Source organism: Pseudomonas sp. FG43, assembly GCF_057809175.1.
Genome location: NZ_JBMDJL010000008.1, coordinates 132117 through 147120, shown reverse-complemented (window position 1 = coordinate 147120; position 15004 = coordinate 132117). Strand labels below are relative to the sequence as shown.

Here is a 15004-nt window from a genome sequence, read left to right as displayed (position 1 = left end):
ATCTGTAATGAGCCAGACAAACCACAATCACCCAGCTGTGCCCAGCAAATCCTTCAAGGAGCGCATCCTGCATGCGAGCTTGTTCGAGGTGTTCGGCGTGATCATGATCGCGCCTCTGCTGGCCTGGATCATGGGGCATTCGCTCGGCATGATGGGGGCCATGACAGTCATGATTTCCACGGTGGCCATGATCTGGAACATGGTCTACAACGCCCTGTTCGACAAGTTGAGAGCCCGGTTCGGCTTCGCCATGTCGATAGGCAAACGACTGCTTCATGCGCTGGGTTTTGAAGGCGGGCTGATTCTCGCCGTGGTGCCACTGGCCGCCTGGTGGTTGTCCATCAGCCTGCTTGAAGCCTTCCTGCTGGATATCGGCATTCTGCTGCTGTTCCTGCCTTACACCATGCTGTTCAACTGGGCCTACGACCTCGTGCGCGAGCGGGTCATGCAGCGCCGCCTGTCCAGATGTGGCGAGGCCTCACGGTCCTGAATGCATTTGCCGTTGGATTGCAATGAAAGGGTTCGGGCACAATCATCGACCCACAGTGACGATAAGGTCTGCCCGACATGACCACGGAAATTCTCAAACTGGCTGCCTTCAGCGACGGCGATCAAGGCGGCAACCCGGCCGGTGTATGGATTGGCGATGCGCTGCCCGATGACAGCACCATGCAACGCATTGCCGCCGACGTCGGTTTTTCGGAAACGGCTTTCGCCGCCCCGGTCGAAGGTGGCTGGCGCGTGCGTTATTTCTCTCCCCTGGCCGAAGTGCCCTTCTGCGGCCACGCCACCATCGCCCTCGGCGCAGCGCTGGCCGGGCTGAAGGGCGACGGGCTGTTCAACCTCACTCTCAACCAGGCGCAGATCACGGTCGAAGGCCATGCCCATGGGTCGCTGATCTCAGCCGCCTTGCAGTCGCCACCGACTCATAGCAAAGCCATCAGCCCGCAATTGCTGGAGGAAGCCTTGAACCTGTTCGGCTATGAGCACAGTGATCTGGATGAACGCATTCCACCCGCAGCGATCAACGGCGGCGCCGGGCATCTGGTACTGGCGCTCAAAAGCCGCTCAAAGCTCAAGGCCATGCAATACGACCAGGAAGCCGGACGCCAGTTGATGGTGCGCGAAGGCTGGGCAACCATCCTGCTGGCGTTTGCCGAAAGCGGGCAGTTCTTCCATACCCGCAATCCGTTCGCCTTTGGAGGCGTCTACGAAGACCCGGCCACCGGCGCAGCAACGGCAGCGCTGGGCGGTTACCTGCGTGATATCGGCTGGCCCCACGGCGGCGTCATCGACATTCTGCAAGGCGAAGACATGGGCAGCCCGTCACGCCTGCGCGCCGAAATCCCGGAACAGATCGGCAGTTCGATTCGTGTCTCGGGCATGGCGCGCAAGCTATAAAACGCCTAGGCTCTGTACGAAAGTCGGCGAGCGAAGGTCAGGCAAGGCAAAAACAGGCGAGGAACGGTCGGAGTCGCGCCCGACTTTACTGGTGTAAATGAGCATTCCGAGCCTGTTTTTAACGCAGCATCACCGAGCGCAGCCACTTTTCATACAAAGCCTCAGGTCTTGAGCTGGCTGCCACTGATCGCTACGCCCAACAGCATGACGGCAACGATCATGAACGCCAGCTCCAGGCTGCTGACATGGGCAATGAAGCCGATGGCGGCAGGCCCGACCAGAATCCCCGCATAACCGACCGTGGTAATCGCCGGAATCGCGACGCTTTCCGGCATGGTCTTCTGACGACCGACGGCGCTGTAGCAGACCGGCACAATGTTCGAGCAACCGGCGCCCACCAACGCATAGCCCAACAAAGCCGCTTCCCAGGCCGGCACCAGCGTGGCAATCGCCAGACCGCTGGCAGCGCACAACCCGCCCAGAATGATGACCCGATTGGAACCGACACGCCGCACGACGGCATCACCGAACAGACGCCCAAGGGTCATGGTCACGGCAAACACCGCATACCCAAGCCCGGCATAAGACGTTTCAACACCGCGCAGCGAACTGAGGAACACCGCGCTCCAGTCGAGCATCGCCCCTTCGGCGAGAAACACGGTGAAGCACAGCAGGCCGATGAACAGCACCACGCCACGGGGAATCGCAAATGACGGCCCGTCGGACTGACTGCCATAAGGCAATAGATGTGGCGCAGCCTTGGCCAGTGCGATGAGCGTCAGCACGACCACCACCAGCATGGCGATCATCGGCGAAGCCCCCAGGCTCAGCAAGGCACTGACACCCGCAGCCCCCACGATACCGCCAAGGCTGAACAGGCCATGAAACCCCGACATCATGGTCTTGCCGCTGGCCCGCTCGACAATGACCGCCTGGATATTGGCCGTGCAATCCACACCGCCCATGCTCGCGCCGAACAGAAACAGAGTCGCCACCAGCAGCGGCAGGCTGGAAACCGTGGCCAGTAATGGCAGGCACAGACAGATCAACAGGGTCGAAATGACCAGCAAGCGGCGGCAACCGTAACGCGACGCCAGCGCACCCGCCAAAGGCATGGACAGGATCGAGCCCATTCCCAGGCACAGCAACAACAAACCCAGTGTGCCGTCATCCAGTCCGACACGGGCCTTGGCATAAGGCACCAGCGGTGCCCAGGAAGCCACGCTGAAACCGGCAATGAAAAACGCTATCCGGGTGGAAGACTGCTCCTGCCGGGCCTTTGTTATCTGGGCCTCGTGGCTGAAAGAGGTCATGCAAGCTCCTTGAGAATGTCAGACAGAATCGTGCTGACAAGCGCAACAGACTAGCAAAGTCAGGGAGCGTTCCACATGTGCAATGCTCACAAAGGGGGCGATGTATCCGGTGTCTGTGGGAGAGGCCTGGGCCGCGACAGCATGTTCCGACGTTGAAAATGTGTTGCCTGTCTGAAGTCGCGGCCAAGGCCCCTCCCACTTCATGATATGTACGCCCCCCCCTGACAGCAGAAATACTCCAGCTATTTTCAAACCTTCGCACTAGACTACGCACCTTTGCAGTGCATCCCGCTCGCCCATCCATCAAAGAGGCCGCTGTGTATAAAGGTGTCGTGCTGTCGGTCCTGGCTTCGGTGCTGTTCGGGGTCCTGTATTTCTATACCTCGCTGATGACACCGCTGAGCGGCGAGGAAATCTTCGGCTGGCGCATGTTGCTGACGGTGCCTTGCGCCACGCTGTTCATGCTCGTCAGTGGCGACTGGCAACTGGTGCGTACGCTGGCCGGGCGCATCAGGCGCCAGCCGCTGCTGGTGTTCGGCATTCTGCTGTCCTCGTTGCTGCTGGGCGCGCAACTGCTGATCTTCATGTGGGCGCCGTTGCACGGGCGCAGCCTGGAAGTGTCCCTGGGTTATTTCCTGCTGCCGCTGACCATGATCGCCACGGGCCGTATCGTGTACGGCGAACACCTGTCACATCTGCAAAAGATCGCCGCCACATTTGCCATGATCGGCGTGGGCCATGAACTGTGGCGGCTGGGCAGTTTTTCCTGGGAAACCCTGTTGGTGGCCCTGGGTTACCCGCTTTACTTCGTGCTGCGGCGCAGGCTCAAGACCGATAATCTGGGCGGGCTCTGGTTCGACATGCTATTCATGCTGCCCATTGGCCTGTGGTTCATTTTCAATGGCGACCCACTGGCTGCGCAGCAGGCGCCCAAACTCTACTTCCTGATCCCGCTGCTGGGCATCATCAGTGCATCGGCTCTGATCAGCTACATCCTTTCCAGCCGTATTCTGCCGTTCAGCCTGTTCGGCCTGCTCAGTTATGTGGAGCCGGTACTGCTGGTGTGTGTCGCGCTGCTGTTGGGCGAAAGCATTGGCCATGACGAATGGCTGACTTACCTGCCGATCTGGCTGGCAGTCGTGGTGCTGGTCATCGAGGGCGCCAGGCATATGCTGGCCCAGCGCCGTCGGGATGCGGTTTGAAGGCCTGACCGATCAATGCCCGGTAAAGCGCTCCAGTTGCATTTCCTGCAAGCGGCTGAGGGTGCGGCGAAAGGCAAATGACAGATAGCCTTGGGTATACAGCTCCTCCATGGAGGTCTGCGCTTCGATATAGAGCGGGATACGCCGGTCGTAGCATTCGTCCACCAGCGCAATGAAACGCCGCACGCCGTCATCGTTGGGTGACAACTGCGGCAACTCCCGATCCCCCGCCACGACCTGCTCGACACCGTCTTCGGTGCCTCGGGCGATTTTCGCTTCGCGCTGGGCTGCGCTCAGGGCCGGGACTTCACTGAGCAGGATCCCTGAGAACCGGTCGCACAGGGCAATGAAATCCATGGCCGCCAGAGGTTGTTCGCACAGATCGCGATAGCGGCACCACACCGTCGTGTCGGTGTGCTGTACCACATTGATGCTGCGATAGCCGAGCATCACCTGCGAGTCATACACCGCCTGCCCGCCACTCAAGGCCTTGAAGATGTCGCCCAGCGCACTGGCGCGGCCAGGTTCGGCGACCCAATAACGCTGATGCAACTGGCCGGGATGCAAGCGATGATCTTCGCCGCCGTCCACCGTCACCACATCCATGTAATGCTGGATCGCGGCGATGGCCGGCAGAAAGCGCTCACGGTTGTGGCCATGGCTGTACAGCTGATCCGGTGGCTGGTTGGAAGTACAGACCAGCACCACGCCTTCCTCGAACATGACCTGCAACAGGCCGCCGAGAATCACTGCATCGCCGATATCGGTGACGAACAGCTCATCGAAACACAGCACGCGCACCTCGCGGCCCAGTTCCTGAGCCACGACCTTCAGTGGGTGGGGCGTGCCCATCAACTCGAACATGCGCTTGTGAACCCAGCGCATGAAGTGATGAAAATGCTGACGCCGGGCCGGTACGCTCAAGCTCTCGAAAAAGCGGTCCATCAGCCAGGTCTTGCCGCGCCCTACCGGCCCCCACAGATAAACGCCCTTGGGGGTCGCGCCGTTCTGCGTCAGTGCCAGATAGCACGCCTGTAACTGTCGGGCAGCCTGGAGTTGCGCCTCGTCAGGCTGAAAACCACGCTGGACCGCTCGTTCATAAGCATCCAGAGGAGACACGACATCCATCGAGAACGCACCTTAGGCTTCAGGAAAGTTTGCAAGCATATAGAAGCACGAGGCAGATGATAGTCGCACATGACTACTTTTTAACTGGTCGGTTAAACGCAGATTTCGTAACATCTGCACCCTTCTTTTGTATGCCGACGGCTGTAACGCAGTACGTTCGCCCTCAGGTAAGTCATGAAACCACTGCGCATCCGCACCGAAGTCCTGGCCGGACTCACCACTTCCTTTGCCCTGGTGCCCGAGTGCATCGCCTTCGCCCTGGTGGCTCATCTCAATCCGCTGATGGGGCTTTATGGCGCGTTCATCATCTGCACCCTGACCGCCCTGTTCGGCGGGCGACCGGGCATGATTTCCGGCGCGGCGGGCTCCATGGCCGTGGTGATCGTGGCCCTTGTGGTACAGCATGGCGCGCAGTACCTGCTCGCCACGGTGATACTGGGCGGGCTGATCATGATTGCTTTCGGCCTGCTGCGTCTTGGCAAGCTGGTGCGCATGGTGCCCTATTCGGTAATGCTCGGCTTCGTCAACGGCCTGGCCATTGTCATCGCCCTCGCGCAAATGGAGCACTTCAAGAGCGGCGGTGTCTGGCTGAGCGGCCAGAGCCTGTACCTGATGCTGGGGCTGGTCGCCCTGACCATGGCCATCGTCTATCTGCTGCCACGCCTGACCCGTGCCGTACCACCGGCGCTGGTGGCGATACTCAGCGTGGGCCTGCTGGTGTACCTGCTGAAACTGCCGACCCACACCCTGGGTGATATGGCGCGCATCGCCGGTGGCCTTCCGACCCTGGCCTTGCCCGACATACCGTGGAATCTGGAAACCTTGCAGATCGTGGCGCCCTATGCCGTGCTGATGGCAATGGTAGGCCTGCTGGAAACCCTGCTGACACTGAACCTCACCGATGAAATCACCGAAACCCGTGGCCATTCCAACCGCGAGTGCATGGCCCTGGGCGCAGCCAACATGGTGTCCGGCTTCTGCGGCGGCATGGGCGGTTGCGCCATGATCGGCCAGACAGCCATCAACCTCAGCTCTGGCGGACGCGGTCGACTGTCCGGCGTTGTGGCTGGCGTGATGATCCTGATGTTCGTGCTGTTCCTGTCGCCGCTGATCGAGCGCATCCCGCTTGCCGCGCTGGTGGGCGTGATGTTTGTGGTGTCCCAGCAGACCTTTGCCTGGGCTTCGTTGCGAGTACTGCACAAGATCCCCATGAACGATGTACTGGCGATCATCGCAGTGACCATCGTCACCGTGCTCACCGATCTGGCCGCAGCCGTCGTGTTCGGCGTCATCATCGCGGCCCTCAACTTTGCCTGGCAGCAAGCCCGCGAACTCTACGCCGACACTCATCTTGAGCAGGACGGCAGCAAGATCTACCTGATGCATGGCACCCTGTTCTTTGCTTCCACCACGCCGTTTCTCAACCAGTTCGACCCGGCCAGCGACCCGAAGAACGTCACCATTGACTGCCGTCATCTGAACTTCGTCGACTACTCGGCCATTGCCGCGCTGAAAACCCTGCGCGAACGCTATAGCAATGCCGGGAAACACTTGCGTGTGATCCATCTGTCCGAGCGCTGCAAGAAACTGCTCAAACGCGCCGGAGCGCATGACAACTGAGCGGTCTGAAACACATGGGTCATATCTTGAGAAAGAACGTTTATTGAGCCCTTTCATGCAAGGCTTTATACGAAAAGTCGGCGAGCGAAGGTCAGGCAAGGCAAAAACAGGCGAGGAACGGTCGGAGTCGCGCCCGACTTTACTGGTGTAAATGAGCATTCCGAGCCTGTTTTTAACGCAGCATCACCGAGCGCAGCCACTTTTCGTACAAAGCCAAGTGGTAGGGTCTGCTCCCTCACCGAATACGAGGAAGCTTCAAATGCAATGGATCAAAGCATATGCTGCACCAGCACTGCTGCTCATGGTCAGCAGTGTCGCCGTTGCCCAGAGCAAGACGCCAGCTCTTGATAAAACCGTGCATGACGAAATCATGAGCGTCATGCAGCAGTACAACATTCCCGGAATGACCATTGCCGTCACCGACAATGGCCAGCGGCGCTTCTATGACTACGGGGTTTCGTCCAAGGACACCCAGGAGAAAGTCAGCACCGACACGCTGTTCGAACTGGGCTCGATCAGCAAACTCTTCACCGCGACCCTCGCCACCTGGGCTCAAGCCAACGGCCAACTTTCCCTGACCTCCAGCATCGACACCTATATTCCCCAGTTGTACGGCAGCCGGCTGGGCAAGGTGCCGCTCTTTCATCTGGGCACCCACACTGCCGGTGGCTTTCCACTGCAATTTCCCGAAACGATACGGGATAACGAGCAGATGATGAGCTACTTCAAGGCCTGGCAGCCCCAATACCTGCCCGGTGCTCACCGCAGTTACGCCAACCCCAGTATTGGCCTGCTGGGCATGATCGCGGCCAACCGCATGAAACTGCCGTTCAACGTCGCGATGGAACAGCATCTGTACCCGGCACTGGGCATGACCAACAGCTACCTCGATGTGCCTGCCAACCGGCAGTCCTGGTATGCGCAGGGTTACAACAAGCAGGATGAGCCCGTCAGGCTCAATCCCGGTGTACTGGCCGCAGAAGCCTATGGCATGAAGTCCGGCAGCGGTGACCTGATCCGCTTTGTCGAAGCGAACATGGGCATGGTGCAGACGTCTCCCGCGCTGCAACGCGCCCTCGCGGACACCCGGATCGGCTATTTCAAATCAGGCTCCATGACCCAGGACCTGATCTGGGAGCAGTACACACTCCCTGTCAGACTGGAAACACTGCTCGAAGGCAACTCCAACAAGATGGCCTACGAAACCCGGCCCGCCACAGCCTTGAGTCCACCCCTTGCTGCGCAGCAAGACGTCTGGATCAACAAGACCGGCTCGACCAATGGCTTTGGTGGATACATCGCTTTTGTACCCGCCAAGAAACTCGGCATCGTGATCCTGGCCAACAGGAATTACCCCAATGAAGCACGGGTCCGCCTGGCGTATCGCATCCTCAATGAACTGGGCTGCTGCTCGCTACCAAAGGGCTGAACAGCAAACCCGGCAGGAGTAATGCGGATCAGTCAAGGCACAAACAACACGTGTGGGAGGCAGCTTGCTGGCGAAAAAGGCCTGAAACTGGCAGATATTCTGCGTCTGTCCGTGAAGTCGCCAGCAAGCTGCCTCCCACAAAGTGATTCATTGACCTTAACTGATCGACATTACCCGGCAGGAGCGAATTCATTCGCGAAGGTCAGGTACATCCGACAGATATATGTCGTTTGAAACACTGTCTTCGCGAATGAATTCGCTCCTACGGAGCACCGCTCTCACTACCTGAACCTGACCTGAACAGCATCGGTATCACCGGAAAAACCACTGGCTCTCATTCGGGAATGAGTATCATTATGTTACTTATTGTTTCAGCCAAACACCTCGCTGAAACATCTCACCCTGAAGCCTTTACCCCGGTGAACCATGCTTGTTCCGTTTTTGATCATGCTGCGCGAAGGTATTGAAGCCGCGCTTATCGTTGGCATCATCGCCAGTTACCTGAAACAGACCGGCCGCGGCGAGTGGATGCCTGCGGTCTGGATCGGCGTATTTCTCGCCGCCGCCCTGGCACTGTTCGTTGGCGGTGGCCTTGAGCTGATGAGCGCCGAATTCCCGCAAAAGCAGCAAGAGCTGTTCGAGGGCATCGTCGGCCTGATAGCGGTCGGCATTCTCAGTTCCATGGTGTTCTGGATGCGTAAGGTGGCGCGCTCCATCAAGCACGCTCTGCACGCCTCACTGGACGCCGCCCTTGCCGGCTCGAAAAACCAGACTTACGCCCTGATCGCCATGGTGTTCTTCGCCGTGGCCCGCGAAGGCCTGGAAACCGTTTTCTTCCTGCTCGCCGTCTTCCAGCAGAGCGAAGGCTCCAGCGCGCCATTGGGAGCCCTGCTCGGCCTGCTGCTGGCCATCGGTTTCGGCGTGGCGATCTACAGCGGCAGCATGCGCCTGAACCTCGGCCTGTTCTTCCGTTGGACCGGGCTGTTCATCCTCGTGGTTGCTGCCGGGATTCTCTCCAACTCCGTGCAGGCACTGCATGAAGCCGGTGTGTGGAACCACTTGCAGGATGTGGTCATCGACTTCAGCGCAACCCTGCCGATGGACGGCCCGCTCGGCTCGATACTGGCTGGCATGTTCGGTTATCAGGACGCACCGACCGTCAGCACCCTGAGTGCCTACCTGATCTACCTGATCGTTGCGCTGGTGCTGTTCTTTCTGCCCCACACCCCTACAGAAAAACAGCAGCACTCCCCCACTTCCGTCACAAACGAATAAGGGCCTACATGTCGAACCCTTCCTCTGAGCTTTCCGGTAAAGCCAGGCCTCCCCGTGCCTTGCGATTGGCCGTCGCCGGTTCTGTGATCCTGATGATCGCTGCCGGTGGACTCTTCTACTACGCCTCGCAAGTGGCATCGAAAAAGCGTGCCGCCAATAGCGGCAACGAAACCGTGGTCAACATCCACACCCACAACTGTGAGCCCAACGTACTGACCGTGCCTGCTGGCAAGAACGCCTTTCGCATCGTCAACCGCTCCGAACGTGCCGTCGAATGGGAAATTCTCGATGGCGTGCTGGTGGTCGAAGAGCGGGAAAACATCGCGCCCGGCCTGAGCCAGGTGATCAATGCCAATTTGCAGCCCGGCGACTACGCCATCACCTGCGGCCTGCTGAGCAACCCGCGTGGCACCTTGCATGTCACCCCGACTGCCGAGTCTGAAGCCAAGGCAAAAGCGCGTCCGTCCATGGTGGCGTTTATCGGCCCGCTGTCCGAATACCGCGTGTACCTGAGCCAGCAAAGCTCGGCGCTGATCAAGGCCGTCAACGCTTTGCAACAGGCCATCGAAGCCAATGACCTGAGCGCAGCACAAGCAGCGTACACCCCGGCGCGCACGCTTTATCAGCGCATTGCCCCTGCCGCACAGCGCTTGGCCGAACTGGACAACGCCATCAACGCCCGCGCCGACTACTACGAAAAACGCGAGCAAGACCCGGGCTTCGGCGGCTTCCATCGCATCGAATACGCCCTGTTCCAGCAACGCAACATCGAAGGCCTCGCCCCCGTGGCGCAGCGCCTGCAAACCGATGTCACCAGCCTCAAGCAGCAACTGCTGGCGCAGACCCTGGCCCCGGAACAACTGGCCGATATCGTCGCCCGCAACATGCACAGCCTGGCGGAAGTGCGCAGCAAGGGTGAAGAAGAGCGCTACAGCCACAGCGACCTCAATGGCTTTGCCGCCAATCTGGAAGGCACACGCAAGGTCATTGACCTGTTACGTCCGCTGCTGGCCAAGAGCGCAGGCGCCCAGTTGCAGCGCATCGACAGCGCATCGAACGCTCTGGATGAACAACTCAAGGCACTGAAAACAGACGATGGCTATCGACCTTACGATCAGGTCGATGCAACGCAGCGTCAATCGATAGCCGACAAAGCCAAGGCTCTGGCCGATGCGCTCGACGGAATCGACTCGGCTCTCGGCCTCTCCGACCTCTGACAGATGTGAACAAGTGACTACGATGAAAAACCCGGAATCCGATAACGCGCCCCACTCCCTCCAGCGTCGCCGTGTTCTGCTGGGGCTGGGTGCCGCCGGTGCAGCACTGGCGGGCAGCAGCCTGAGCGGCAATGCTCTGGCCGCCTCCACCGCTCAGGTCACCGAAGCACCGAACAGCGACAAGACCCAGGACCACAATGCGTTCCACGGCATTCACCAGAGCGGCATCGTCAACCCGCGTCCGGCCGCGGGCATGCTGGTGGCCTTCGATGTGCTGGCAGCCGATCGTGAAGACCTGGAGCGCATGTTCCGCACCCTCAACGAACGCATCGCCTTTCTGATGACCGGCGGCCCGGTGGCCGAGGTCGATCCGAAGCTGCCGCCGCTGGACTCGGGCATCCTTGGCCCGGTGGTCACCCCGGACAACCTGACCATCACGGTTTCGGTGGGCGAATCCCTGTTCGATGAGCGCTTTGGCCTGGCCTCGGTCAAACCCAAACGCCTGAGCCGCATGACAGGTTTCCCGAACGATGCGCTGGAGGCCAGCAGTTGCCACGGCGACCTGAGCATCCAGTTCTGCTCCAACACTCCCGACACCAACATTCACGCCCTGCGCGATATCGTCAAGAACCTGCCGGACCTGCTGCTGGTGCGCTGGAAACAGGAAGGCACGGTGCCGGCCCAGGCCCCCAAAAAGCCAGGCCAGCCAGCGGAAAGTGCGCGCAACTTCCTGGGCTTCCGTGACGGCTCGGCCAACCCGGATTCCAATAACCAGAAGACCATGAACGAACTGGTCTGGGTCCAGCCCGGCAGCGACGAACCCGCCTGGGCCGCCAATGGCAGCTACCAGGCGGTGCGGCTCATCCGCAACTTCGTCGAGCGCTGGGACCGCACGCCCTTGCAGGAACAGGAATCCATTTTCGGCCGCACCAAGAGCAGCGGCGCCCCCATGGACGGCAAGGTGGAAAGCGACGTGCCGAACTATGCAGCCGACCCGCACGGCAAGAAAACCCGTATGGACTCGCACATCCGCCTGGCCAACCCGCGCACGCCCGAAACCCAGCGCAACCTGATCCTGCGCCGTCCGTTCAACTACTCCAACGGCGTCAACAAGAACGGCCAGCTCGACATGGGTCTGCTGTTCATCTGCTACCAGAGCGATCTGGAAAAAGGCTTCATCACCGTGCAGACCCGCCTGAATGGCGAGCCGCTGGAGGAATACCTCAAGCCTTTCGGCGGCGGCTATTTCTTCACCCTGCCCGGCGTGACCGGCGACAAGGATTTTATCGGCCGCTCATTGCTGGCCGCAGCACCAACTGCCCAAACCGCATGACCCTCAATCACCTCACCCGGAAGAGCACCATGAAAAAGACGCCTCTGGCTTTGCTGCTGACCCTTGGCTTGCTTCAGACCCCACTGGCGGCTTTCGCCGCAACGGCGCCACTGGATCTGGTCGGCCCGGTTTCGGACTACAAGATCTACGTCACCGAAAACATCGATGAACTGGTCAGCCACACCAAAGAATTCACCGACGCCGTCAAGAAAGGCGACATCGCCACCGCCAAGAAGCTCTACGCACCCACGCGGGTCTACTACGAGTCGGTAGAACCGATTGCCGAGCTGTTCAGCGACCTTGATGCGTCCATCGACTCCCGTGTCGACGATCACGAGCAAGGCGTTGAAGCCGAAGACTTCACCGGCTTCCATCGTCTGGAATATGCCCTGTTCTCGCAGAACACCACCCAGGACCAAGGCCCGATTGCCGACAAGCTGATGGCCGACGTGAACGACCTGCAAGCCCGCGTCGCCGACCTGACCTTCCCGCCGGAGAAAGTTGTCGGCGGTGCTGCCGCATTGCTGGAAGAAGTCGCCGCCACCAAGATTTCCGGCGAAGAAGACCGCTACAGCCATACCGACCTGTATGACTTCCAGGGCAACATCGCCGGCGCGAAGAAAATCGTCGACCTGTTCCGCCCGCAGATCGAGAAACAGGACAAGGCTTTTGCCACCAAGGTCGACAAGAACTTCGCCACCGTGGACAAGATCCTGGCCAAGTACAAGACCAAAGATGGTGGCTTCGAGACCTATGACAAAGTGAAGGAAAACGACCGCAAGGCACTGGTCGGCCCGGTCAACACACTGGCCGAAGACCTGTCGACCTTGCGCGGGAAATTGGGCCTGAATTGACATGGCGTGTAGGAGCGAATTTATTCGCGAAGGCCATTTTTCGCGAATGAATTCGCTCCTACCGGGGATATGGTGTTTGTTTAAATCCCGCTAAACCAGTTATACCCCTGATCTTCCCAATACCCGCCGGGATTCTCGTTGCTCACGACTATCTCGACGATATGCTTGGGGTTCTTGAAGCCCAGTTTGGTGGGCACCCGTACCCGCAGCGGGTAGCCGTAATCGGGCGGCAAGGCGACTTCGCCAAAGTCCAGCGCCAGCAGGGTCTGTGGATGCAGGGCCGTGGGCATGTCCAGGCTTGAGTAGTAACGGTCGGCACACTTGAAGCCGACAAAACGCGCCGTAGTGTCTGCACCGATATATTCCAGAAAAGTCCTGAGCGGCACGCCGCCCCACTGCCCGATGGCGCTCCAGCCTTCGATGCAGATCAAGCGCGTGATATCGGTGCGTTGCGGCAGTTTGCGCAGGGCTTCCAGCGTCCATGGCTGCTTGTCGCGCACAAGCCCCGACACCGCCAGCCGATAGTCGGACAGCTCGACCTCGGGCACGTTGTATTCCGGGTAAAAGGCATTGAACGGGAATGGATTGGTGATCTGCGCCTTGCTGTAGGTCGGGGCCAGTTTCTGGCCGTTGAACAGCCAGGCCTGAACCCGGTCATTCCAGCGCGACATGGCCCACAGTGCTTTATCCACCTGATCGCCATCCTGCAGATTGCAGCCGGTCAGCATCGACATGGCCCCCACCGTCAGCCCGGCGCGCAGGAACGAACGGCGCTGGATATCCACCAGTTGCTTCTGTTGTGCAGGCTCAAGACGGATGCGCTGGGTGATGCGTTTACGAGGTTCATTCATGGCCGGGGTTTCCGTTTTCAGCCGGCAGACGCCCGCCAGTAATCATGGGCAACAAGGTACGCGGGACCAGCACGACCAGTGCCAGGTGAACGATAACGAATGCTCCGATGGCCGCCATCGCGCCGAAATGCACCCAGCGGGCAGCGTCGTAGCCGCCCATCAGGCTGGCCAGTTCCTGAAACTGCACCGGTTTCCACAACGCCAGCCCGGACAACACGATCAACACCCCCATGGCCAGTACCAGCCAGTACATCAGGCGTTGCACCGCGTTGTAACGGCCTTTGATATGGGCCAGACGAAAGCGCAAGGCATCGGCAATATCGCGCTTCACCTCGGCAGGACGCACCGGCAGCAAGTCGCGCTTGAAGTGGCGGCTGAACACGCCATACAGCACATAAACCAGGCCATTGATCACCAGCAGCCACATCACCGCAAAGTGCCAGGCAATCGCCCCCCCCAGCCAGCCGCCGAGGGTGAGCGATTTGGGAAAGGTAAAAGCCATCAGCGGCGCAGCGTTATAAATCGCCCAGCCGCTCATGAACATGCAGACCATGCCCACGGCATTGACCCAATGGGTCAGGCGCACGGGCCAGGGATGAATGGGACGGGTTTTCATGATTGTCCTCTCGTGCCGTGGGAGGTATGCCTTGACCGATAGGCAAACCGTAGGAGCGAATTCATTCGCGAAGAAACGTTTCGCGAATGAAACGGATCGCCGCCCGACGGATCGCCGCCCGGTCGCTCCTACGCGCGTTCGATTACATCGGTGGGGTATACCCATCCTTGCCCACTGCAATCCCGCGAGCGGACTTGCCGTCATCGGCCGGGAACAGCACGATTTTCGCGCCCGCTTTCAACTCGCTGCGCTGGCCCGGCTCGACGTAGGCAATCGGCACATCTTCCGGCACCACCAACTGTTTCTCGCCGCCCTTGTACAGCACGCTCAAGGTACGGCCATTGGCTTTGGATAGGGTGCCCACCGTGCCGTTGGTCATGGTGCCGGTGCTGCCATCGGCGTTTTCCCAGCCGTAGTGGCCTTCGCCGCTGCCTTTGAGGCTGGCTTCGAATACGGTGACTTCCAGCGCCTTGAGCGTACCGTCAGCCTGAGGAATGGCTGCCGAGCCAACGAAGCTTTCCGGCTTGATGGTGTCCAGATCAGCCTTGGAAACCAGACGGATGCCGGTCTTTTCAGTCAGTTGAATACTCTGGTGCTGGCCGGCACGAGTAGTGAAACTCAAGGTGTCGGCCTGAAGGCTCTCGACCGTGCCACGCATCGGTTTGACCACCGGCAGATCAGCGGCCTGGGTCATGACGGCGGCACTGAGCAACAGCAGGCCGAAGGTAGTGGAAAGCGCAGTCTTCATCGGTTATTCCCTGGCAG

Annotated in this window: 14 protein-coding genes; 9 read left to right on the top strand and 5 right to left on the bottom strand. The window is 59.8% G+C overall.

The features are described from left to right. The first annotated feature begins 7 nt into the window (after positions 1-7). The gene (locus tag ACODS3_RS12050) at positions 8-490 is read left to right on the top strand and encodes a multidrug/biocide efflux PACE transporter (protein WP_304574328.1); all 483 of its coding nucleotides are present in this window, start codon (positions 8-10) and stop codon (positions 488-490) included. Positions 491-567: 77 nt separating this feature from the next. Next, positions 568-1401, top strand: a complete 834-nt coding sequence (locus tag ACODS3_RS12045) for a PhzF family phenazine biosynthesis protein (protein ID WP_201018476.1) — start codon at positions 568-570, stop codon at positions 1399-1401. Positions 1402-1562: 161 nt separating this feature from the next. Here the strand turns inward: ACODS3_RS12045 and ACODS3_RS12040 are convergent, their stop codons facing one another. Continuing rightward, on the bottom strand, positions 1563-2714 hold the full coding sequence (locus tag ACODS3_RS12040) for an MFS transporter (protein WP_201004623.1): 1152 nt from the start codon (positions 2712-2714) through the stop codon (positions 1563-1565). A 317-nt stretch (positions 2715-3031) separates the two neighbouring features. On the opposite strand from ACODS3_RS12040, the gene rarD reads away from it, so the two are divergent. After that, complete coding sequence (gene rarD / locus ACODS3_RS12035; RefSeq protein ID WP_489034412.1) at positions 3032-3916, top strand: EamA family transporter RarD; 885 nt, start codon at positions 3032-3034, stop codon at positions 3914-3916. A gap of 12 nt (positions 3917-3928) precedes the next feature. On the opposite strand, the gene zapE is transcribed toward rarD, so the two are convergent. Beyond that, positions 3929-5044: a cell division protein ZapE gene (gene zapE, locus ACODS3_RS12030; protein WP_304574329.1), complete on the bottom strand. Its 1116-nt coding sequence runs from the start codon at positions 5042-5044 to the stop codon at positions 3929-3931. Between the two features lie 174 nt (positions 5045-5218). Between zapE and ACODS3_RS12025 the strand changes: the two genes are divergently transcribed. From ACODS3_RS12025 to efeO (ACODS3_RS12000), 6 genes are all read left to right on the top strand, one after another. After that, positions 5219-6664, top strand: a complete 1446-nt coding sequence (locus ACODS3_RS12025; protein ID WP_304574330.1) for a SulP family inorganic anion transporter — start codon at positions 5219-5221, stop codon at positions 6662-6664. A gap of 259 nt (positions 6665-6923) precedes the next feature. Continuing rightward, positions 6924-8093 (top strand): class C beta-lactamase, encoded by a 1170-nt coding sequence (gene ampC / locus ACODS3_RS12020; protein WP_489034409.1) that lies wholly within the window; start codon positions 6924-6926, stop codon positions 8091-8093. 426 nt (positions 8094-8519) lie between these two features. After that, a complete protein-coding gene (efeU, locus tag ACODS3_RS12015) occupies positions 8520-9368 on the top strand; it encodes an iron uptake transporter permease EfeU (protein ID WP_489034407.1) in 849 nt (282 codons plus the stop codon). A gap of 8 nt (positions 9369-9376) precedes the next feature. Further along, positions 9377-10585 carry an iron uptake system protein EfeO gene (gene efeO, locus ACODS3_RS12010; protein WP_489034405.1) on the top strand — a complete coding sequence of 403 codons (1209 nt, stop codon included), beginning with the start codon at positions 9377-9379 and terminating at the stop codon, positions 10583-10585. Between the two features lie 22 nt (positions 10586-10607). Beyond that, positions 10608-11918 (top strand): iron uptake transporter deferrochelatase/peroxidase subunit, encoded by a 1311-nt coding sequence (gene efeB, locus ACODS3_RS12005; RefSeq protein ID WP_201018469.1) that lies wholly within the window; start codon positions 10608-10610, stop codon positions 11916-11918. A gap of 29 nt (positions 11919-11947) precedes the next feature. After that, positions 11948-12772, top strand: a complete 825-nt coding sequence (gene efeO / locus ACODS3_RS12000; RefSeq protein ID WP_489034403.1) for an iron uptake system protein EfeO — start codon at positions 11948-11950, stop codon at positions 12770-12772. Positions 12773-12852: 80 nt separating this feature from the next. On the opposite strand, the gene ACODS3_RS11995 is transcribed toward efeO (ACODS3_RS12000), so the two are convergent. The 3 genes from ACODS3_RS11995 to ACODS3_RS11985 form a co-directional block, all read right to left on the bottom strand. Next, on the bottom strand, positions 12853-13623 hold the full coding sequence (locus ACODS3_RS11995) for a molybdopterin-dependent oxidoreductase (protein ID WP_201004632.1): 771 nt from the start codon (positions 13621-13623) through the stop codon (positions 12853-12855). After that, on the bottom strand, positions 13616-14239 hold the full coding sequence (locus tag ACODS3_RS11990) for a cytochrome b/b6 domain-containing protein (protein ID WP_489034400.1): 624 nt from the start codon (positions 14237-14239) through the stop codon (positions 13616-13618). Before ACODS3_RS11990 ends, ACODS3_RS11995 begins: the two co-directional genes overlap by 8 nt. A gap of 142 nt (positions 14240-14381) precedes the next feature. Further along, a complete protein-coding gene (locus ACODS3_RS11985; RefSeq protein WP_201004635.1) occupies positions 14382-14987 on the bottom strand; it encodes a hypothetical protein in 606 nt (201 codons plus the stop codon). Between the last annotated feature and the right edge of the window lie 17 nt (positions 14988-15004).